The sequence below is a fragment of the Streptomyces sp. 35G-GA-8 genome, assembly GCF_023534745.1.
GTDB lineage: Bacteria > Actinomycetota > Actinomycetes > Streptomycetales > Streptomycetaceae > Streptomyces.
Genome location: NZ_JAMHJQ010000015.1, coordinates 1 through 19,810, shown reverse-complemented (window position 1 = coordinate 19,810; position 19,810 = coordinate 1). Strand labels below are relative to the sequence as shown.

16 protein-coding genes, 1 tRNA gene and 2 pseudogenes are annotated in these 19,810 nt (G+C 71.8%); 11 read left to right on the top strand and 8 right to left on the bottom strand.

The window, feature by feature from the left end:
* Positions 1–71: 71 nt before the first annotated feature.
* The 3 genes and pseudogenes from M1203_RS29945 to M1203_RS29935 form a co-directional block, all read right to left on the bottom strand.
* A complete protein-coding gene (locus M1203_RS29945; protein WP_249952955.1) occupies positions 72–827 on the bottom strand; it encodes a sodium:proton exchanger in 756 nt (251 codons plus the stop codon).
* A gap of 241 nt (positions 828–1,068) precedes the next feature.
* Positions 1,069–1,275 (bottom strand): annotated as a pseudogene (locus M1203_RS29940) (sodium:calcium antiporter); the annotation flags it as partial.
* 274 nt (positions 1,276–1,549) lie between these two features.
* Positions 1,550–2,701 carry a PP2C family protein-serine/threonine phosphatase gene (locus tag M1203_RS29935; protein WP_249952954.1) on the bottom strand — a complete coding sequence of 384 codons (1,152 nt, stop codon included), beginning with the start codon at positions 2,699–2,701 and terminating at the stop codon, positions 1,550–1,552.
* A gap of 136 nt (positions 2,702–2,837) precedes the next feature.
* Here M1203_RS29935 and M1203_RS29930 point away from each other — a divergent pair, with 136 nt between their 5' ends.
* The 4 genes from M1203_RS29930 to nrfD all read left to right on the top strand — a co-directional run bounded on the left by M1203_RS29930 (position 2,838) and on the right by nrfD (position 8,850).
* Positions 2,838–3,218, top strand: a complete 381-nt coding sequence (locus tag M1203_RS29930) for a hypothetical protein (protein WP_249952953.1) — start codon at positions 2,838–2,840, stop codon at positions 3,216–3,218.
* 228 nt (positions 3,219–3,446) lie between these two features.
* Positions 3,447–6,782 carry a formate dehydrogenase gene (gene fdh, locus M1203_RS29925; protein ID WP_249952952.1) on the top strand — a complete coding sequence of 1,112 codons (3,336 nt, stop codon included), beginning with the start codon at positions 3,447–3,449 and terminating at the stop codon, positions 6,780–6,782.
* Positions 6,779–7,798, top strand: coding sequence for a 4Fe-4S dicluster domain-containing protein (locus M1203_RS29920; protein ID WP_249952951.1), 1,020 nt, complete (start codon positions 6,779–6,781; stop codon positions 7,796–7,798). Before fdh ends, M1203_RS29920 begins: the two co-directional genes overlap by 4 nt.
* A complete protein-coding gene (gene nrfD / locus M1203_RS29915) occupies positions 7,795–8,850 on the top strand; it encodes an NrfD/PsrC family molybdoenzyme membrane anchor subunit (RefSeq protein WP_249952950.1) in 1,056 nt (351 codons plus the stop codon). Before M1203_RS29920 ends, nrfD begins: the two co-directional genes overlap by 4 nt.
* 72 nt (positions 8,851–8,922) lie before the next feature.
* On the opposite strand, the gene selD is transcribed toward nrfD, so the two are convergent.
* A complete protein-coding gene (selD, locus tag M1203_RS29910) occupies positions 8,923–9,951 on the bottom strand; it encodes a selenide, water dikinase SelD (RefSeq protein ID WP_249952949.1) in 1,029 nt (342 codons plus the stop codon).
* 162 nt (positions 9,952–10,113) lie between these two features.
* Here selD and M1203_RS29905 point away from each other — a divergent pair.
* A tRNA-Sec gene (locus M1203_RS29905) sits at positions 10,114–10,207 on the top strand.
* A 66-nt stretch (positions 10,208–10,273) separates the two neighbouring features.
* Here M1203_RS29905 and M1203_RS29900 read toward each other — a convergent pair.
* The 3 genes from M1203_RS29900 to M1203_RS29890 all read right to left on the bottom strand — a co-directional run bounded on the left by M1203_RS29900 (position 10,274) and on the right by M1203_RS29890 (position 14,326).
* Positions 10,274–12,103 (bottom strand): selenocysteine-specific translation elongation factor, encoded by a 1,830-nt coding sequence (locus M1203_RS29900; protein ID WP_249952948.1) that lies wholly within the window; start codon positions 12,101–12,103, stop codon positions 10,274–10,276.
* Positions 12,104–12,109: 6 nt separating this feature from the next.
* A complete protein-coding gene (gene selA, locus M1203_RS29895) occupies positions 12,110–13,438 on the bottom strand; it encodes an L-seryl-tRNA(Sec) selenium transferase (protein ID WP_249952947.1) in 1,329 nt (442 codons plus the stop codon).
* A 156-nt stretch (positions 13,439–13,594) separates the two neighbouring features.
* Complete coding sequence (locus M1203_RS29890; RefSeq protein WP_249952946.1) at positions 13,595–14,326, bottom strand: SDR family oxidoreductase; 732 nt, start codon at positions 14,324–14,326, stop codon at positions 13,595–13,597.
* Positions 14,327–14,507: 181 nt separating this feature from the next.
* On the opposite strand from M1203_RS29890, the gene M1203_RS29885 reads away from it, so the two are divergent.
* The 5 genes and pseudogenes from M1203_RS29885 to M1203_RS29865 form a co-directional block, all read left to right on the top strand.
* On the top strand, positions 14,508–14,981 hold the full coding sequence (locus M1203_RS29885; protein ID WP_249952945.1) for a carboxymuconolactone decarboxylase family protein: 474 nt from the start codon (positions 14,508–14,510) through the stop codon (positions 14,979–14,981).
* 76 nt (positions 14,982–15,057) lie between these two features.
* Positions 15,058–15,981 carry an RNA polymerase sigma-70 factor gene (locus M1203_RS29880; protein WP_249952944.1) on the top strand — a complete coding sequence of 308 codons (924 nt, stop codon included), beginning with the start codon at positions 15,058–15,060 and terminating at the stop codon, positions 15,979–15,981.
* Between the two features lie 243 nt (positions 15,982–16,224).
* Entirely contained in the window at positions 16,225–16,857 is a 633-nt protein-coding gene (locus tag M1203_RS29875) for an ATP-binding cassette domain-containing protein (RefSeq protein WP_249952943.1), read from the top strand.
* A complete protein-coding gene (locus M1203_RS29870; RefSeq protein ID WP_249952942.1) occupies positions 16,854–18,443 on the top strand; it encodes a hypothetical protein in 1,590 nt (529 codons plus the stop codon). The genes M1203_RS29875 and M1203_RS29870 overlap by 4 nt, the downstream gene beginning before the upstream one ends.
* Before the next feature lie 19 nt (positions 18,444–18,462).
* Positions 18,463–18,591, top strand: a pseudogene (locus M1203_RS29865) (aminoglycoside phosphotransferase family protein); the annotation flags it as partial.
* A 356-nt stretch (positions 18,592–18,947) separates the two neighbouring features.
* On the opposite strand, the gene M1203_RS29860 reads toward M1203_RS29865, so the two are convergent.
* The gene (locus tag M1203_RS29860; RefSeq protein WP_249952941.1) at positions 18,948–19,295 is read right to left on the bottom strand and encodes a DUF317 domain-containing protein; all 348 of its coding nucleotides are present in this window, start codon (positions 19,293–19,295) and stop codon (positions 18,948–18,950) included.
* Between the two features lie 218 nt (positions 19,296–19,513).
* On the opposite strand from M1203_RS29860, the gene M1203_RS29855 reads away from it, so the two are divergent.
* Positions 19,514–19,738, top strand: coding sequence for a hypothetical protein (locus tag M1203_RS29855; protein ID WP_249952940.1), 225 nt, complete (start codon positions 19,514–19,516; stop codon positions 19,736–19,738).
* The last annotated feature ends 72 nt before the right edge of the window (positions 19,739–19,810 follow it).

The window sequence follows — 19,810 nt, the reverse complement described above, 5'->3', positions numbered from 1 at the left end:
TCCCCGGATGTAACCGGCTCCGCGGGTCATCCCGGGGATGTAGGGGACCTGGAGCCGGAGCGTGACACGGGTCAGGCGAGGATCGGGATGAGGCCGAGCGCGAAGACGACATAGAAGCCGGCCGCGACGGCGAGGCGGGCCGGGGTGAGTCTGTGGGCCCGCATCGTGGCCAGCAGATAGGCGATCGCGGCCATGGTGATGATTCCGGACCACAGCAGGGCCCCGTCGAAGTGCCACTTGGTGAACAGCAGGCCGATGCCGCTGGGGACGGTGGCCTGGATCATCATCGAGCCCGAGATGTTCGCCAGCGCCAGCTTGATCTTGCCCTGGCGCACCCAGATGACCGCGTTCATGATCTCCGGGAGTTCGGTGGCGATGGGGGACAGCAGCAGGGCGGTCACGGTGGCGGACAGGCCGAGCATCGGGCCGATGACATCGAGCTGTGCCACGAAGTAGTGCGCGGCGAGGAAGATGATGCCGAGGGTGGCCAGGGTCTGCGCGACCACGGCCCAGGTGGCGGGAGATGCCTTCTTGGGCTGGAACTTCAGCGGCTCCAGTTCCTCTTCCTCGTTGCCCTCGTTGCCCTCGTTGTCCTCGTCCGCGCGGCTGCTGCGGATCTCGCGCCAGAAGTAGACGGCGTAGGCGGCGAAGAACAGCAGGCCGAGGGCGGGCTTGAAGACGAAGGCGACCAGGCCGAGCGAGACCTTCACGAGGAAGATCGGCAGGAACCACTGCTGGTCCTTGGCCAGGCGCTTCATGTCCTTCTCCTCGCCCAGCGCCTCGCCGCCGCCGGGGCCGCTGGGCGGCATACCGGTATCGGCCAGCACGAGCAGCCGTTCCCNAGACGAAGGCGACCAGGCCGAGCGAGACCTTCACGAGGAAGATCGGCAGGAACCACTGCTGGTCCTTGGCCAGGCGCTTCATGTCCTTCTCCTCGCCCAGCGCCTCGCCGCCGCCGGGGCCGCTGGGCGGCATACCGGTATCGGCCGGCACGAGCAGCCGTTCCTTGCGGCGCTTGAGGAGGAGCACCGCTCCGGTCACGCCGTAGGCGACGGTGGCCAGCGCGAGGGGGCCGCCCATCGCGGCGCCCACCCCGATGTTCTTGGCCTCCTCGGTCGCGCCGGTGGTGACCGCGACGAGGGTGACCACGGATTCGGGGAGCGCGGTGCCGAACGCGGCCAGGATCGTGCCGACCGCCATCTTCCCGACCTTGAGCCGCAGGCCCAGCCATTCCACCGCGTTGACGAACCACTCGCACGCGAGATAGATCGCCACCGCGCACACGATGAGCAGGAGAAAAGCAATCACGGGACTCGTTCAGCCTTCCCGCGCCGGCGGGGGCTCCGAAGGTCGACCAGCGCGGGGGCGGCGGCACCACTTCGGCCCCGCCGACGCGCAATCAGTCGTCGACAAAAGGGCCGAAGGTCTCGCCCGCCCGTCTCATCACCTGACACAGGCCCGGCCACCGGGAACCCGCGGGCGGGTTCCAGTGTGTCGACGACCGGTTCGCGGGGCTACTCCCCTTCGCAGCCGCCCACCATACACCTGGTCATCGGCAGTCCGTGGCCCGTCCCTCGGGGCCCGCGCCCACCCCGGCCAGGGACCGGGTGACAGCGACGACGGCCGCGTCATCGCCGAGATCACCGTCGGTGTGCCGGAGCAGGTCCTTGTGTATGCGGTCGACCAGGGTCTGCGGGTCCGCCTCGTTCCAGGAGGCCACCTGGTCGGCCAGGGGATAGAAGCCGCCGCTCCGGTCCCGGGCCTCGACGACACCGTCGGTGTACAGCAGCAGCAGATCGCCGGGCGCGAAACGGAACGTCTCGACCACGTACTCACCCTCCGAGGTGGCACTCAGACCCAGGGGCGGTGCGGGCTCGTCGACATCCAGCGCGCGCACCGTGCCGTTACGCAGCAGCAGTGGCGGGGGATGCCCGCAGTCCACCAGGTCCACGTACGGGCGATCGTCGTGGACATCCAGGATCAGCGCGGTCACGAAGGACTCCGCGGCGTCGGCGTCCACCTCGGCGCGGTGGACGATATTCCAGTGGGTGAAATTCCCCAGGTGTGCCGCGATGGCGGGCAGCGAGAGGTTCCGGTACGCGGATCCGCGGAAGGCGGCGACCAGACCCGCGGCGTCCTCGACCGCGGCCAGGCCCTTGCCGCGGACATCCCCGATGACCAGTCGGATCGCGCCCGCGACGGAAACCACGGCGTACAGGTCCCCGCCGATCTGCGCCTCCTCCTCGGCCGCGACATACACGGAGGCGATCATCAGCGGTCCGATCCGCCGGGGAAGGGGCCGCAGCAGCAGCTTCTGTGCCGCGACGGCCACCGACCGTACCCGGTGCATCTGCCGCTGACGCCGGTCCATCGCGAAGCGGAAGAGTGTGACGAAGACAGAGATCAAGATCAGAGCGGCGGTCTGCGCCTGATGGTTCGCGGTCATCAGGGCGTCCTGCGAGTACTGGATCAGGACCTGGGCCCCCACCGCGAGGGCCCCGACGGCGGCGGTGAGACCGGCGCCGCCGAACGAAGCCGTGATCGCCGGCGCCGCCACCAGGAACGGATCGAGATGGATCTTCTGCGGAGTGCGGAAATCGACGAGGGTGATCACCAGGATGATCGCGAGCGGCACGGCGACCAGTCCGTTGCCGGGCCGCCGTGACCCGCCGAAGCGGCCCAGGAAATGCCGCACATCCATGTCTCCTGCATACACCTCCTCCCGCCGCCACGCCCGTTCGCGCGGCAGGAGACTTCCTCCCGCCCACCGGTGGCGTCGGTCCTCAGGTCATCGCGCGGCCTGTCCACGGGTGCGTGCCCGCCCGCATAATGCGGCGATGAGTAACAACCATGGCGTTCTCGGCCGCGGAATACCGATCGAGGAGCGCGTCGGGCAGCTCGCCGAAGCATGGCTACGCGACGATCGTGGCGGCGATCACCTGCTGACCGGCAGGGCGTTCTTCGCCGTGTACTCCTGGTACTTGTGGTCCTCGCGGCGGGGAGCCGACCATGACACCGCGTGCGCGCAGTACGTCGCCGCCTCGTACGACGCCATCGGCGGCGGCGACGGCTGGAACGCCATGCTGCGTGAGCGGGCCGTGTGCGAGAGCTGCTGGGACACCTACCGGCTGGAGAACATCGGGGTGTGCACCGGATGCATGCGGTACACCTGCTACGCCTGCGACGCCCACGGGTCCTGCGCCGGCGAGATCGTCTGACCGGCGACCCGGCGACCCGGCGACCCGGCGACCCGGCGACCCGGCGACCGGCGACCGGCGCCGCCCCCGCACGCTCGGTCAGCCCGAATGGCCCAGCCCGATCAGGTCGGGACTCACCAGCCCTGGACCCGATGTCCGGGCTTCCCCGGGCGTTCCCGGAATTGCGGACAAAGGGCCGAGGCGTACAGTCCGGACCAGGTGAACACCACCGCACGAAGGAGCACGCGGATGGGCGCGAAACGGTGGCTCGGCGCATGGCCCGTATACCGGCAGCTCGTGGGGACGGACCGGCTGGGCCGGGGCAAGGCCGCCGAGTCCGGACGCTCCGCCGGCCTCGCGCCCAGGACCGGGGGCGCCGACCGGGTGGCGGACTCGATCTGCCCCTACTGCGCGGTGGGCTGCGCGCAGCGCGTCTATGTGAAGGACGAGCAGGTCATCCAGATCGAGGGCAACCCGGACAGCCCGATCTCGCGCGGTCGCCTCTGCCCGAAGGGCTCGGCCAGCAAGCAGCTCGTCACCGGTCCGCAGCGCGAGCTGAAGGTGCGTTACCGGCCGCCCTACGGAACCCAGTGGCAGGACCTGGACCTGGACACGGCCATGGACATGGTGGCCGACCGGGTGCTGGACGCGCGGCGCAGGGGCTGGCAGGACACCGACGGGGCCGGGAAGACGCTACGGCGCACCATGGGCATCGCCAGCCTCGGCGGCGCCACGCTGGACAACGAGGAAAACTACCTGATCAAGAAGTTGTTCACGGCTCTGGGAGCACTACAGGTCGAGAACCAGGCGCGTATTTGACACTCCGCCACGGTTCCCGGTCTGGGAGCCTCGTTCGGGCGCGGCGGCGCGACCGATTACCAGCAGGACCTGGTCAACTCCGACTGCGTCATCATCATGGGCTCGAACATGGCCGAAGCCCATCCGGTCGGGTTCCAGTGGGTGGTGGAGGCCAAGGCGCGCGGTGCCCGGGTCATCCACATCGACCCGCGGTTCACCCGTACCAGCGCTCTGGCGGACCAGTACGTCGCGCTGCGGGCCGGTACCGACATGGCCTTCCTCGGCGGCGTGATCAACTACATCCTGTCCCACGGTCTGGACTTCCGGGAGTACGTGCGGGCGTACACCAACGCGCCGTTCCTGCTGAGCGAGCGGTACCAGGACACCGAGGACCTGGACGGGCTGTTCAGCGGGTACGACCCGCACACCGCCTCGTACGACCCGTCGAGCTGGCTGTACGAGAGCACCGAGGCGGCGCGGCGACCGGGCCGCCACGAGGCACAGGAGGCACCGGACCCCCACGGGGGACCCGGCTGCCACGACAAGGAGCAGTCCGCGCCGTACCAGCACGGCGCCAGTGGTCCGGCCGTCGAAGGGGCCGCCGGCGAGATCGCCTCCGACCCCACCCTGGAGCATCCCCGCTGCGTGTTCCAGGTGCTCAAGCGGCACTTCTCGCGCTACACCCCCGAGATGGTGGAGCGGATCTGCGGGGTACCCCAGGAGCTGTTCCTGGGAGTCTGTCGCGACTGGACGGCGAACTCCGGCCGGGAGCGCACCACCGCGCTGGTGTACAGCGTCGGCTGGACCCAGCACTCCGTCGGCGCCCAGTACATCCGGGCCGGGTCGATCATCCAGCTTCTGCTGGGCAACATCGGCCGCCCCGGCGGCGGGATCTTCGCGCTGCGCGGCCACGCCAGCATCCAGGGGTCCACCGACATCCCGACCCTGTTCAATCTGCTGCCCGGGTATCTGCCCATGCCGGACGTCACCCACGGGAACCTGGCCGCCTATCTGGACACCGTCCGCCCCCGTAACCAGAAGGGATTCTGGGGCAATGCCGACGCCTACATGATCTCGCTGCTCAAGGAGTACTGGGGCGACGCGGCGACGGCGGAGAACGACTACTGCTTCGACTACCTGCCACGGATCAACGGCGACCACGGCACATACCGCACCGCGATGGACATGATCGACGGGAAGGTCTTCGGCTACTTCCTGCTCGGCCAGAACCCCGCCGTCGGCTCGGCCCACGGCCGGCTCCAGCGCCTGGGCATGGCCAATCTCGACTGGCTGGTCGTGCGCGACCTCGCCATGATCGAGAGCGCCACGTTCTGGAAGGACGCCCCCGAGACCGAGACCGGCGAGATCGTCACCGAGCGCTGCCGCACGGAGGTGTTCTTCTTCCCCGCGGCCTCGCACGTGGAGAAGTCCGGCACCTTCACCCAGACCCAGCGGATGCTGCAATGGCGGGACCAGGCCGTCGAGCCGGCCGGTGACCAGCGGTCGGAGCTGTGGTTCTTCTACCACCTCGGCCGGCGGGTCAAGGAGAAGCTGGCCGGCTCCGCCGACGAGCGCGACCGCCCCGTCCTCGATCTGGCCTGGGACTATCTGGCCGAGGGCGACGAGCCGTCCGCCGCGGACGTGCTGCGCCACATCAATGGGATCGACCTGCGCACCGGGCGGACGGTCAGCGGTTACCCCGACCTCAAGGCCGACGGCAGCACGGCCTGCGGCTGCTGGATCTACAGCGGGGTGTACGCCGACGAGGTCAACCAGGCCCGGCGCCGTAAGTCCCGGTTCGAGCAGGGACCGTACGACGCGGAGTGGGGCTGGACCTGGCCGATGAACCGGCGCGTGCTCTACAACCGCGCCTCCGCCGACCCGCACGGCAGGCCCTGGAGCGAACGGAAGGCCCTCGTCTGGTGGGACGAGCAGCGGCGTGAGTGGACCGGACGCGACACACCGGACTTCGAGAAGGGCAAGCCGCCCGATTACCGGCCGCCCGAGGGGGCATCGGGGACCGAGGCGCTGCGCGGCGACGACGCGTTCATCATGATGTCCGACGGGAAGGCATGGCTGTTCGCACCGGCCGGACTCGCGGACGGTCCGCTGCCCACCCATTACGAGCCGCACGAGTCGCCCACGCGCAACCTCCTCTACGGTCAGCAGGGCAACCCCGTGCGGAAGGTGTACGGGCGTCCTGACAACCCGTCCAACCCCGCTCCGCCCGAGGCGCACAGCGAGGTGTTCCCCTATGTCTTCACCGCGGCGCGGCTCACCGAGCACCACACCGCGGGCGGCATGAGCCGGCAGCTCCCGTATCTGTCGGAGCTTCAGCCGGAGCTGTTCGTGGAGGTGTCACCGGAGCTGGCGGCCGAACGCGGCCTGCGCCATCTGGACTGGGGACATGTGATCACCAGCAGGACCGCTGTGGAGGCCCGGGTCGTCGTCACCGACCGGATGGCGCCGCTGCGGATCGACGGCCGGATCGTCCACCAGGTCTGGATGCCCTACCACTGGGGGCAGAGCGGACTGACCACCGGGGACGTGGTCAACGACCTGATCGGCGTGGTGGCCGAGCCGAATGTGTTCATCCAGGAGAGCAAGGTGCTGACCTGCGACGTCCGGCCCGGGCGCCGCCCCCGGGGTCCGGCCCTGCTGGAGTACGTCGACGGCTACCGCGACCGGGCCGGGATCACACGGGAGACCGGCACCCGCGTCGTGACGGTCGGCGACGGCCCCAGGCCGCCCCACACCGAACCGGGCCCATCGGAGGAACCAGCATGACGCACGAGCACAGCTTGTACGGGCCGCTCGCCGATCCCGCGGCGGACGCCGGCCACCGCGACCATCCGCCCCGGGTGGGCTTCTTCACCGACACCTCCGTCTGCATCGGCTGCAAGGCGTGCGAGGTGGCCTGCAAGGAATGGAACAACGTGCCCGAGGACGGCCTCGACCTGCTGGGCATGTCGTTCGACAACACCGGCATGCTCGGGGCGAGTTCCTGGCGGCACGTCGCCTTCATCGAGCAGGAGCGTCCGCTGGGCCGGCAGGACGCGGGCCTGGCCGCCCTTCCCACCGGCGCCTCCAGCACCGATGCGGCGGAGGCCGCGGTGGCCGGCGCTCTCGCTCATGCCGAACGAGGCGGCGGCGATCTGGGCACCGCCCCGGTCCACCTCGGATTCCCCTCCTTCGAACTGCCCGGCGCCGGCACGGGCGCGGAGAGCCGCACGGCCTTCCGCTGGCTGATGTCCTCCGACGTGTGCAAACACTGCACCCATGCCGGATGCCTCGACGTGTGCCCCACCGGGGCCCTGTTCCGCACCGAATTCGGCACCGTGGTGGTGCAGGACGACATCTGCAACGGCTGCGGCTACTGCGTGTCCGGATGCCCCTACGGGGTGATCGACCGGCGGCCCGACGACGGACGGGCCTGGAAGTGCACCATGTGCTACGACCGGCTGCGCGGCGACCTGGAACCGGCCTGCGCGAAGGCGTGCCCGACGGACTCCATCCAGTTCGGCCCGCTGGACGAGCTGCGGGAGCGGGCCGACCGGCGGCTGGAGCAGCTGCACGAGGCGGGGGTCGCCGAGGCCCGGCTGTACGGCCGCGACCCCGATGACGGGGTGGGCGGCGACGGCGCGTTCTTCCTGCTGCTGGACGAGCCGGAGGTGTACGGACTGCCGCCCGACCCGGTCGTGCCCACGCGTGACCTGCCCACCATGTGGAGATACGCGGGCGTGGCCGCCTCGGCCCTGCTGGCCGCCTCGGCCGCCGTCTTCCTGGGCGGAGGCCGGCGATGACCGACGACGGCGGAAGCCCCCGGGAGCCGCGCGGCCGGACCGGATCGACCGGTGTCCGGGCACGCACCGGCGGCGCGGGCCCGGACGGTGACGGGGGCCCTGAGCGGTCGACCGTACCGAGCACGGAGTTCCGCTCCTACTACGGCCGGCCCGTGCTGAAGCCACCTGTGTGGGAGTGGAAGATCCCGGCGTACCTGTTCACCGGTGGGCTGGCGGCCAGTTCGGCCCTGCTCGGGGCGGGTGCCGATCTGACCGGGCGTCCGGCGCTGCGCCGCGCGAGCCGGCTCGGCAGCTTCGGCGCCCTGGTGGCCAGCACCTATCTGCTGGTCGCCGACCTGGGCCGGCCCGAGCGGTTCCACCACATGCTGCGGGTCGCCAAGCCGACCTCCCCGATGTCCGTCGGCACCTGGATCCTGGTCGCCTTCGGGCCCGGCAGCGCCTTGGCGGCCACGGCCGAGCTGCTACCCGCGTCCGTGCGCGCCACCCTGCCCGGTCGGCTGCTGCGGATGGCCGCGCGCCCCGCCGGGTTGTCCGCGGCGGCCTTCGCCCCCGGGCTCGCCTCCTACACGGCCGTGCTGCTCTCCCAGACGGCCGTACCGGCCTGGCACGACGCCCGCCGGGAAATGCCGTTCGTGTTCACCGGGTCAGCCGCGGCCAGCGGAGGCGGCTTCGGGATGCTGCTGGCGCCGGTGGCCGAGGCCGGTCCCGCCCGTCGGCTCGGCGCGGCCGGGGCGGCGGCGGAACTCGTCGCCTCCCGGCTGATCGAGCGGCGTCCCGGCCTGGTGACCAAGGCGTACACCACCGGGCGGGCGCACCGGCTGCGCCGGGCGTCCGAATACCTCACGCTGGGCGGGGGGATCGCCGCGCTGACCGTCGCCCGGCGCAGCCGCCCGGCCGCCGCCGCGGCCGGTCTTGCCCTGCTGGCCGGCAGCGTCCTGCAGCGCTTCGGCACGTTCGAGGCGGGCGTCGCGTCCACGAAGGATCCCGCCTATGTCGTGGTGCCGCAGCGGGAACGCCTGAGGGCCCGGGACGCCGAGCGACCCGGAACGTGACATCGCGGGGTACGGCCACGGGCCCCGACGGCAACCGTACGGGACGCGCTGCCCGCGCGGCCCGACGCCGGATCAGCGGATGACCAGCCGGTGTTCTCCTTCGGGGACGAGTTCCCCGATGACCGGCGCCCCGGGAACCTCCCCGGCCACCAGCAGTCCGCCGGACGTCTGGGCGTCGGCCAGCAGCAGCCGGGTCAGCTCGTCCGTACCGCCGAAGTCGGTGCCCGGGGCGACCCAGGCGAGATTGCGGCGGGTGCCACCGCTCACATATCCGGCCCTGGCGGCCTCCCGTGCCCCGTCGAGGACGGGGACCGCCGAGGCGTGGACCACGGCGGTCACGCCTGAGGCACGCGCCAGCTTGTACAGGTGCCCGAGCAGGCCGAATCCGGTGACATCGGTCGCGCAGACCGCCGACCCCGCCAGAGCGGCTGCCGCGGCGTCGCGGTTGAGCGTCACCATGGTCCGCACGGCCTCGGGGAAGACCTCGCCGGTGGCCTTGTGCCGGTTGTTGAGGACACCGAGGCCCAGCGGCTTGGTCAGCGACAGCGGCATCCCCGGTCGCCCGGTGTCGTTGCGGAGCAGGCGGGCGGGATCGGCGACGCCGGTGACCGCCATGCCGTACTTGGGTTCCGGGTCGTCCACGCTGTGGCCGCCCGCCACATGGCAGCCCGCCTCGGCCGCGATGTCCAGCCCGCCGCGCAGCACCTCCCGTACCAGTGCGAGAGGGAGCACGTCCCGGGGCCATGCCAGCAGATTCACGGCCACCAGGGGGGAGCCGCCCATGGCGTAGACGTCGGACAGCGCGTTGGCGGCGGCGATCCGGCCCCAGTCGTAGGGATCGTCGACCACCGGGGTGAAGAAGTCGGCGGTGGCGACGACGGCCTGTGCGCCGGCCCCGCCCGGCAGCCGCACCACGGCGGCGTCGTCCCCGCTGTCCAGGCCGACGAGAAGGTCCCCGGCGCGGCCCGGGAGAGGTGTGCGGCCGGTCAGCCCGGCGACGACCTCCTCCAGCTCGCCCGGGGGGATCTTGCAGGCGCAGCCGCCGCCATGGGCGTACTGGGTCAGCCGGACGCCGTCCCGCCGGGTCGCTGTCGTCGTCATCACGATTCCCTTCTCACGTCGGCTCTCACGTCGGCTCCCACAGCGGCTCCCGCATCGGCCCCGTACCGCGGCCGGTACGGGACCGAGGTCCCAGCGCGGCGCGTTGACACCCGCCCGACCGGGAGATTCGATGGGCCCTCGGACAGGCCCCAGGTCCGGCAGGGAGGCGTAGAGGTGCCTGGTGGCCCTCCCGGTCTTCAAAACCGAGGTGCCCGAGCAACTCGGGCAGGCGGGTTCGATTCCCGTCCGTCTCCGCTCAGCGGCTGTGCCGCGGCGCGCGGGAGGAGCGATCCGTCGTACGGGCGGCGCTTCTCCGGCGCTGTCAGCCCGCATCCGTCGGGCCTCTCCCGTCCCGGGAACCGCCCGTCACGCCCGCCACGCCCGTCGCACCCACCACGCAGCGGCGCAGAGCGCCGTCCAGGCGGACCGTGTAGTTCCGCCGGTCGAGGTGTTCCAGCAGGGGGATGGCGACGCGGCGCGTGGTGTCCAGGGCCCGGCGCGCCTGACTCGCGGTGAACGGCTGCTCCAGCCGGGAGAGGACCGTCGCGGCCCGCGCGTCCGCGCCCGGCAGCAGCACGATGCCGTCTCCGATACGCAGCAGGGCCCCGGCCGCCGCGGCGGCGGCGAGCATACGGGACGTCAGACCGAGCCGCTCCAGCCGCTCGGCCTCGGGGGCGCGGAACGGGGCTCGGGCCAAGTCGGCTCGTACCGCCTCGACGGCTGCCTCGACCGGCGGCGGAAGCGCCGGGCGGGCCCGGTCGCCGTAGAGCCGGCCGTCGCGCTGCCGCAGCCCGGGGTCGGCCGCCAGCAGCGCCTCGACCAGGCAGCGCTCCGGCAGGCCGAGCGTCTGACGGGCCGCCTCCAACGGGAGGCCGGGCTCCAGCGGATGGCGGACGGCGTGCTCCTCGACGGCCTGCCGGAGCCTGTCGCGCAGGACGGCCCAGTGGGCGGGGTCGGCCAGCCACTCCCCGGCCACCGGGTCGGACGGCGGACGTACTCCCATGGCGACCAGTTCCGTGCGGCGCACCAGCCTCCGGCGGCGCAGCTCCACGGCTCCGTCCGGCGGTCCGGTCACCGCGTGGAGTTCACGGGCCCGGGCGGCGGCGGAGCCACGCCGGGTGAGCGGCGGCGGGCGGACATCCAGCACGGTCACCCCGGCCGGGACGTGGTGCCGCCCGGGGTCGCGCAGCAACGCGACGTCGCCGATCCGGAGCGGCAGAGGTCCGGCGAGTCTCAGCCGGGCGGTGTCCTCGCCCAGCGGACGGAACGTCACCGGGACGGCCGCCGAGCCGACATGCAGGGTCAGCTGCCGTGGCAGGTCGCCGCGGAGAGCGCCGCCCAGCCGTACGTCCACGGTGTCGGTGGTGAGCCAGCGCCCCGGGGTGAGCAGCGCGTCCCCGCGGTGCGGCGCCCCGGCTCCGGGCCCGTGCAGGTTGACCGCCACCCGGGCGACCGCGCTCACCTCCTGCCGGGGTTCCTTGAGCGTCTCCAGGCCCCGTACCCGCAACGGCCTGCCGTCCCGGGCCAGTTCGAGGTGGTCGCCCACCCGGATCGCGCCCGCGCCGAGTGTGCCGGTGACGACCGTGCCCCGGCCGCGCACCGTGAAGACGCGGTCGACCCACAGCCGTACGTCCGCGACGGGATCGGGAGCGGGGAGCGCGCGGACCAGTTCGGTCAGGGCCGTACGCAGCTCGTCCAGACCGGCGCCGGTCACCGAGCTCAGGGCCACGGACGCCACGGTGCCCAGCGAGGACTTCGCGATCCGGGCCAACGCCTCCCCCCGCGCGGCCGCCGGGTCCGCCAGATCACCGCGGGAGACGGCGAGCACCCCATGGCGCACACCGAGCGCGTCCAGGACCGCGAGGTGTTCCTCCGACTGCGGTTGCCAGCCCTGGTCCGCGGCGACCACGAACAGCACGGCGGGGACCGGCCCCACACCGGCGAGCATGGTGCCCACCAGCCGCTCGTGTCCCGGTACGTCGACGAAGGCCAGGTCCCCGGCGCCGGGCAGCCGGGTCCACACGAATCCCAGGTCCAGGGTCATGCCCCTGCGCTGTTCCTCCGCCCACCGGTCGGGCTCCATCCCGGTCAGGGCCCGCAGCAGGGCGGACTTTCCGTGGTCGACATGTCCGGCGGTGGCGACGACGTGCACGCGCCCTCACCTCCCCCGCTGGTCGGGGCGGCCGGGCGGTACGGGGCACGCCCGCCGCACGGCGGCCGCCAACGCGGGGTCCGCCGCCTCCGGGACCGCTCGAAGGTCCAGCAGACAGCGCCCGGACTCCACCCGGCCCATCACCGCGGGCGCCGCTCGGCGCAGCGGGTCCGCGCAGTGCGCGGGCAGCGACACCGCCGCGCTCGGCAATGTGACACCGGGGGCGCCGCCGCCGCCGATCACCGCCTCGCTGTCGACCGCCCGGCTGTCCAGACCGTGCCGGCGCAGCTCCGCCGCGAGCCGCTCCGCACGCTCCCGAAGCCGTCCGCGGTCCGTGTGAAGCGCGGTGTGGACCGGGGGCGCGGGGCCCCGCAGGGTGGCTTCCAGAGCGGCGAAGGTCAGCTTGTCCACGCGCAGCGCACGCGCGAGAGGGTGGCGGGCGAGCCGCCGCACAAGGTCGGCGCGTCCCAGCAGGAGGCCGCACTGCGGACCGCCCAGCAGCTTGTCGCCGCTGGCGGTCACCAGCGAGGCACCGGCGCGCAGCCAGCTGGTCGCGTCCGGCTCGTCGGGAAGCGCGGGCTCGGGGGCCAGCAGACCGGAGCCGATGTCCGCGACCACGGGCACCCCCAGCCCGCTCAGGTCGGCGACGCCGACATCCCGGGTGAAGCCGGTGATACGGAAGTTGGAGGGGTGGACCTTGAGGATGAACCCGGTCTCGGGTCCCACGGCCGAGGCGTAGTCCGCGAGGGCGGTGCGGTTGGTCGTGCCGACCTCCCGGAGCCGGGCGCCGGTGCACACCAGCAGGTCAGGCAGCCGGAAGCCGTCCCCGATTTCCACCATCTCGCCCCGGCTGACGACGATGTCCCTGCCCTTCGCCAGCGCGGTCGCCGCCAGCACCAGCGCCGCCGCCCCGTTGTTGACCACCTGGGCGGCTTCCGCGTCCGGCACCTGCTGGAGCAGTGCCTCGATCACCGACCCGCCGCGCCGGGAGCGCACGCCCGTGACCAGGTTGAGTTCGACGTCCGTGGTGCCGCTGGCGGCGAGCAGGGCCTCGCACGCCGCCGCGGACAGGGGCGCCCGGCCCAGGTTGGTGTGGAGGAGCACACCGGTCGCGTTGATCACCGGCCGGAGCCCGGACGCCGTGGCGGGCAGCGCGGCCACCGCCCGCTCGGTGACCTCCGAGGGAGGGATCTCACCGGCGCGGGCCCGCTTCTGTACGCCGACCACCACGGCCTTCACCAGCTTCCGGCCGAGCCGGTCCGTCGCGGCGGCCAACCGGGGGTCGGAGAGGACGGCGTCGGTCGGCGACAGGGAACGGCGTGCGTCGTCAGGCATGGTGGGAATGTGGTCGCCTTCCATCTCCTGGGCCCTGACGGTCCGGCACGGCCGGAAGGAGAGCAGGGCCGGCCCCTGGTGTCCGGCCGGGGTCAGCGTACGGTCGGCGCGGGGCCCGGCGGCGGAGCCACACCGGGGCCCGGCGCGGGCCGGCCGTCAGGGGGCCTGCTCGAAGTGGAACGACTTGATGAAACAGTCCCGGGGCTGGCCGAGAGCGAAGAACGCACACTCCGCGACGGAGTGGGCCGTCAGCATGTCGTCGGAGCCGCGCGGAGTGCTCTCCCACTCGGGGGACAGGGGGTCCGGGTTGCGGAAGTCCGGCGGATAGAGCGAGACAACCCGCACACCTCGGGGGCGCAGTCGCCGGGAGAGGATGTCGGCGAAGCCGGCCTGTGCGCTCTTCGCGGCGTAGAAGGCGTCATGCGCGGTGGAGCGGTGGTGGCCAGAAAGCCCGGCGGCGGAGATCATGTTGACCACGTCAGGCCGGTCGGACGCGAGCAGCAGCGGCAGAAGACGCTTCACCATCAAGACCGTACCGGTGGCTCCGGCGGCGATGGTGTCGATCACGTCCTCGTCACTGGCGGACAGGAGATCCGGCCCCTCCAGCCACCGGGCGCCGTTGTTGACCAGCACGTCCACCCGGTCCGTGCACTCCGCGACGTCAGCGGCGAACCGTCTGATCGAGGCGGCGTCGGCGAGGTCGCAGGCGAAGGCGCGCACCTTTTCGTGGCCGAGGTCACGTATCTCGTCCGCCACGCGGCGCGACCCCTCCAGCGTGCGGGAGGACACGAAGACCTCAGCGCCGAGCCCGGCGAATCGGATGGCGAGAGTCCGGCCGAAGTCGCGGGAGGCACCCGTGATGACGACACGTCGCTGTTCGAAGTTCATGTGAATATCCGCTGTCCAGGCATTTCGACATCATCACCACGCCGATCGGGGAAGGGGAAGCGGGACCTTCGGACCAGGACCTCCGGTGGAGGGAGACGTGGGTCACATTCGCCCATGTCACAGGAGGCCGGGCCGCCTCGTCTCAGGGGGTGTAGCCACGACGACCTCGGAGGAGCACATCATGGACGCGCGACTGAACTACTTCACCAGCCCGACCGCGGGCAAGGCACTCAAGTACTTCATGTCGGCGGGCAAGGCGCTCAAGGAGTCGCCGCTGCCGGCCGTGACGCAGGAACTGGTGGCGCTGCGCGTGAGCCAGATTAACGGCTGCGCCGCCTGCATCGACATGCACACCAAGGAGGCCGCCGCGGCGGGCGAGACCTCCGGGCGGCTGAACCTGGTCGCGGCATGGCGGGAGGCCACGGTCTTCACCGAGGCCGAGCGTGCCGCGCTGGCGCTGGCGGAGGAGGGCACCCGGGTCGCGGACGCGGCCCATGGGGTCAGCGACGAGACATGGGCGTACGCCGCCGAGCACTACGACGAGGAGCAGCTCATCGCCCTGGTGTTCATGGTCTCCTTCATGAACTCGGTGAACCGGCTGAACATCATCACCCGGCAGCCGGCCGGCGACTACAAGGCCGGGCAGTTCCACTGAAGACCGAAGGCGGAGGTTCGATCGACGAGGGGTTCGAGAACGGCTTCTCGGCATCGGCCGAGGGAAGGGGGTCGGCGTGAGCAAGGTCGAGGAGTTCGAGGAGCTGCGGCCGCTGCTGTTCTCGATCGCCTACCGGATTCTGAGCAGTGTGGGCGAGGCCGAGGACGCGGTGCAGGAGACCTGGCTGCGCTACGACGCCTCGCCGACCCGGCCCGTGTCCACCAAGGCGTTCCTGTCCACCACGGTGACACGGATCTCGATCGACGTACTGCGCTCCGCGCGGGTGCGGCGCGAGGCGTATGCGGGCCCGTGGTTTCCCGAGCCGCTGCTCAGCGATCCGTACCAGGATCCGGCGCGTTCGGCGGAGCTGGCCGACTCGGTGTCCATGGCGGCGCTGCTGCTCCTGGAACGCCTCAGTCCGCTGGAACGCTCGGTGTTCGTGCTGCGGGAGGTGTTCGCCTTCGGGTTCGACGAGGTCGCCGCGGCGGTGGGGCGTTCCGAGGCGGCGTGCCGGCAGTTGCTGGTACGGGCGCGGCGGCACATGGAAGCGGGACGGCCGCGGTTCGAAGCGGACCGGCAGGAGCGGCAGGAACTGGCGACGCGGTTCTTCGACGCCCTGAGGAACGGTGATGTGGGCGGGCTGCGAAACCTGCTGGCCGCCGACGTGTCGATGGTCGGGGACGGCGGCGGCAAGGCCCCGCAGCTGGCCAGGTCCGTCATGGGCGCGGAGCGGGTGGCCCGCTTGCTGGGCACGGTCTTCCCCTTGCTGAGCCGGGTCGATGTGACGTTCGAGCCGCACGAGGTCAACGGTCAGCCCGGCGCGATCTTCCGTGACCGGGACGGCAAGGTGCTCCACACCCTGGCCCTCGACGTGCTCGACGGGCGGATTCACACCATCCGCGGGGTGATCAATCCCGACAAGCTCGGCCACATCGGCCCGGTCGCCGACGCCTGGGCCATCGACCGCGAGGTGAAGCGGGCCCGCCGACAGCCGGACTGACCGCGGGAGTGGTGGGGCCCGGCTCGTTCACCGGGGCTCATGTCAGTGGTCCGGCGCCGGCGTACCGGTCGATCCCGCGCTGGTATGTTGGTGGATCCACGAGATGGCCACGTGGGCGACGCGACCGGGGATTCGACTGATGGCGTGGATGGCCGACTTGGAGGTGGCGGGCGTCAACGGGTCGTACGCGGGCGAGGATGACGGCGCACGCTCGCGAGGGACGCTTGTGGTTCTGGAGCGCACGTGACCGGAGTTCCTTTGATCGCGGCCGACGGCGCGACGGTGACGCTGGGCGACACCACGCTGCTCGCGCCCACCACGTTCGAGGTGATGCCGGGCGAGTTCTGGTGTGTCACCGGCGGCAACGGCTCGGGGAAGACGACTCTCCTGCGTGCCTTCCTGGGCAGTCGGAGCCTGACGGCCGGTTCGTGTTCGGTGAGGGGCGAACCCGCCGACCTGGCGAAGCCGCTGCACCGACGTCTCCTGGCCTCGCTCGTCGAACCGATCCCCGTCGCCCGGGACATGACGCTGCGGGAGCAGGTGACACTGGTAGCCGCCTCCTGGTACGGCAATACCCCGGAAACCGGCGAGCGCGCGCGATGGGTCATCGAGCGACTGGGGCTCTCCTCGCTGGCCGAACGGTTTCCCCATCAGGTCTCGTCCGGACAGTTCCAACTCTTCCATCTCGCGCTGACCTTGGTCCGTCCCGCTGAAGTCGTCCTGCTCGACGAGCCCGAGCGGCACCTCGACGGCAACCGCGTCGAGCTGGTCGCCACCCTGCTCACCGAGCGGGCGAAGGAGGGCACGGCGTTCCTGGTCGCCACCCACGAGCCCGCGCTGGTCGAAGCATGCGACGGGCGCGTGGAGTTGGGATGACACCGCACAGCATCACGGCGCCCGACGCGGAGGAAAGGGCGCGTGTCCAGGCCGTACGGCACCGGTGGGCCCGCCGCGGCGACCGCGCCACGGTGCGCGGCCGCGCGTACACCGCCTACCTCGTCGCCCTGTTCACGGTCTTCTATCTCGTACCGGTCTTCCACGCCGCGAGCACATCGCCGGGGTTCCTCTCCGTCGGGTCTCCCGCCGAGGCGGTGCCCGTGGCGTGCGTGCTCGCGGTGGCGGTGTGCTGGGGTGCCCAACTCACCGGCCGGATATGGGGACCGCTGGTGATCCAGCCCTTCCTGTTGCATGTGTTCATGTCCACGGACATCACACCGACGCGTTACCTCGGCACGATCGCCCGGCGCCGACTGGCGTACGCGGGCACGGCCACACTGCTGTTGACATGCACGGCGGCGTACCTCGCGACCGACCTGTTCGATCACCTCGACACCGCGCTGGGGGGTCTCGCTGTCGGTGTGGGGCTCGGCGCCGTAGCCGCGGTGGCCTGGTTGTGGGGTCAGGTCCGAGCGGTACGCGACAATCTCTTGCTCGCTTCCGCCGCGGGCGCCCTGGCGCTCGTGGTGACCCTGACGAGCCGCATGGCTCCGGACAACGGGAGCGGCCTCTGGCTCGTCGCCGGCCTGCAGGCGGCCGTGGCCGGGGCCCTCGGACGGGGGGCCTTCCGGTCGATCCGGACCGTCGACCTCGCCAGACTCGCCCGCGAGTCGGCGCGCTCCTCCCAGGCCCAGGCGTATGCGTGGACGGGTACGCTCCACCACGCGCTCGACCTGTACCGGCCGGAGCCGCGCGGGCACACCTCGGCCCTGATCCGCTCGGACGGGCGCCTGCGCGGCTATCTCGCACAGGGTGCGTTCCGAGCGCTTCGCACGCCCGGTCGCGCGCTCGCGGCCGTGGGGTTCCTGCTGATCGGCGGCGCCGTGCTGACACTCGGGGCGGCCCGTCCGGAAGGCACCCCGGCGTTGTTGTCGTGGATCGCCGGATCGGTCTGCGTGTATCTGGGATCCGGGTGGGTGAGCGAGACATGGCGCGGTCTGCGCGACGAGTTGACCCGGCCCCCGCTGTTCGGCGAGTGGTGGGGCGGGACGCTCGCCCGCGCGCTGGCATGGCCCGTCGTCGCCGTAGCGGTCGGAGCCTGCCTGGGAGGCGGCCTCGCGATCATGACCCGGCCCCCTCACGGCGGAGGCCTGGCGAACACGGTCCTCCTGGTCGGGGGATCGGTGGTGCTGGTGCTCGGTGCCCGATTCCTGCGTGAGATGAAGCTGCATCTGCCGCTCGAACTGCTCCTCCCGATCATCACGCCACTCGGCGACCTCTCCGGACTGCGCATCGTGGCATGGCAGTTCGACGGACTCGTCGCCGTGGTGATCGGCATCCTCGTGATGAACACCGTCCCGTCCGCGCTCGGCGCGACCGCGCTCGCCATCGGTATGGCCGCCTGCTGCGTCTGGGCGGGGCTGCGCCGAACAGGCTGGGCGCACCGGGGACTGCTCTCCCGCCTCAGCCGGATGCGGCACCGTGAACGCGGCCGTTGCTCCCGTAGGGTGCGCGGAATGTCGTGACGAGAAGGCGGTTGGGGACATGGCACCCAGAGCGGTGACTCGGGAGCAGTTGGCGGGTGCGGCGAGGGCCGCGCTGGGCGGCGGGCGCCGGCTGGAGGCGGTTGAGCGGGTCGCGGGCGGCAGCAAGAAGGGCGTGTACCGCCTGGCCGAGACGACCAGGCCGTCGGCGTGCAGACGCTGCAGTGAGCTGGCTACCCGTTCCTGGTTCAGCACCGTGGCGGCGCTGATCTTGGAGAGGGGCGCGTCGGGGTTGCCGGACAGGTAGGCGACGACACGGGTGTCGCGGCGGCGGAGGTGGTCCTGGAAGATCCCGGCGGTGTACAGCAGCAGCACCCCGCAGCAGACCTGGGGGATGCCGCGCGAGGCCATGCCGGAACCCGTGATGGCGTCGTAGGCCGCGAACACGGCGGTGCCGGAGCCGACGACGTGGTTCGCGATTCTCACGAGGTCATCGGAGTAGATGGCGGGACGGGCCGTCGTCGGCCCGCCCCCGTAGTTCGGCGGTCAGCGCGAGGAGTGAGTGACGAGGGCGGCGAGGAATCCGGCGACGGCCTCGGAGGGGGTGTGGATGCCGAACTCCTGCACCCACACCTCGCCGTCGGCGGGCAGCACCTGGACGCGCCAGACGATCTCGCGCGCCCAGGCGGAGGGGTCTTCGGGGAGCCAGCCGACGTAGACGCCGCCGTCCGGGCTGGTCGCGTGGACGTTGGCCTCCGGGGTCTCGGCGATCGTCCAGCCGAGAGCGGCCAGGAGGTCGAGCACCGGAGCGGCGCAGTGGTCGGAGGAGAGCCAGTGGCGGTCTTCCACGGCGGGGCGGACGACGGCGGGCAGGAGGGTGGCAGAGGCGTTCACGGTTGGACGATCCATTCGTTGACCTGCGGGTTTCCCGACACCCGTACGTTGGCATGCAGCATGCCGAAGTGCGTAGTCGTTTCCCCGGGGATGCCGTCTGCCGTGGGCGAACTGGAGACCACAGCCGAGCGGTCGGCGGGACGGGAATGGATCGGCGACCGCGGTTGTCATACCTGGGTTGCGGTGAGGGACCGCACGTCGGTGAAGGGGAGCAGGGGATGGCCGAGGCGAGTAGAAACTGGGACGGCGTCGGACTGGAACGCAAGATCCGCGCCGCCGGACGGGCCTGGACCGTGGGCGACATCGCGATGGTCGCCGACGGCCAGTGGGGAGTCGGCGCACAGCCCGACCGGTGGCCGGACGAGGAGACGGTGGAGCGCCGGGTCGCCGAAGGCCGGCGCGTGGAGCTGACGGTGGAGGAGCTACTGAACTTGATCGAGTGATGTCGGACAGTTCGCCTGACAGCGGCTGAGTCGGGCCGGTAGCTGTGTGGTGTGAGATACGCGCAGGGCGGG

What these genes read in the sequence shown, in the direction of transcription:
- M1203_RS29920 (WP_249952951.1), top strand. Translation starts at nt 6,779, where the DNA reads ATGACGCACGAGCACAGCTTGTACGGGCCGCTCGCCGATCCCGCGGCG.
- nrfD (WP_249952950.1), top strand. Translation starts at nt 7,795, where the DNA reads ATGACCGACGACGGCGGAAGCCCCCGGGAGCCGCGCGGCCGGACCGGA.
- M1203_RS29930 (WP_249952953.1), top strand. Translation starts at nt 2,838, where the DNA reads ATGAGTAACAACCATGGCGTTCTCGGCCGCGGAATACCGATCGAGGAG.
- selD (WP_249952949.1), bottom strand. Translation starts at nt 9,951, where the DNA reads ATGACGACGACAGCGACCCGGCGGGACGGCGTCCGGCTGACCCAGTAC.
- M1203_RS29870 (WP_249952942.1), top strand. Translation starts at nt 16,854, where the DNA reads ATGACACCGCACAGCATCACGGCGCCCGACGCGGAGGAAAGGGCGCGT.
- M1203_RS29885 (WP_249952945.1), top strand. Translation starts at nt 14,508, where the DNA reads ATGGACGCGCGACTGAACTACTTCACCAGCCCGACCGCGGGCAAGGCA.
- M1203_RS29890 (WP_249952946.1), bottom strand. Translation starts at nt 14,326, where the DNA reads ATGAACTTCGAACAGCGACGTGTCGTCATCACGGGTGCCTCCCGCGAC.
- M1203_RS29935 (WP_249952954.1), bottom strand. Translation starts at nt 2,701, where the DNA reads ATGGATGTGCGGCATTTCCTGGGCCGCTTCGGCGGGTCACGGCGGCCC.
- selA (WP_249952947.1), bottom strand. Translation starts at nt 13,438, where the DNA reads ATGCCTGACGACGCACGCCGTTCCCTGTCGCCGACCGACGCCGTCCTC.
- M1203_RS29855 (WP_249952940.1), top strand. Translation starts at nt 19,514, where the DNA reads ATGGCCGAGGCGAGTAGAAACTGGGACGGCGTCGGACTGGAACGCAAG.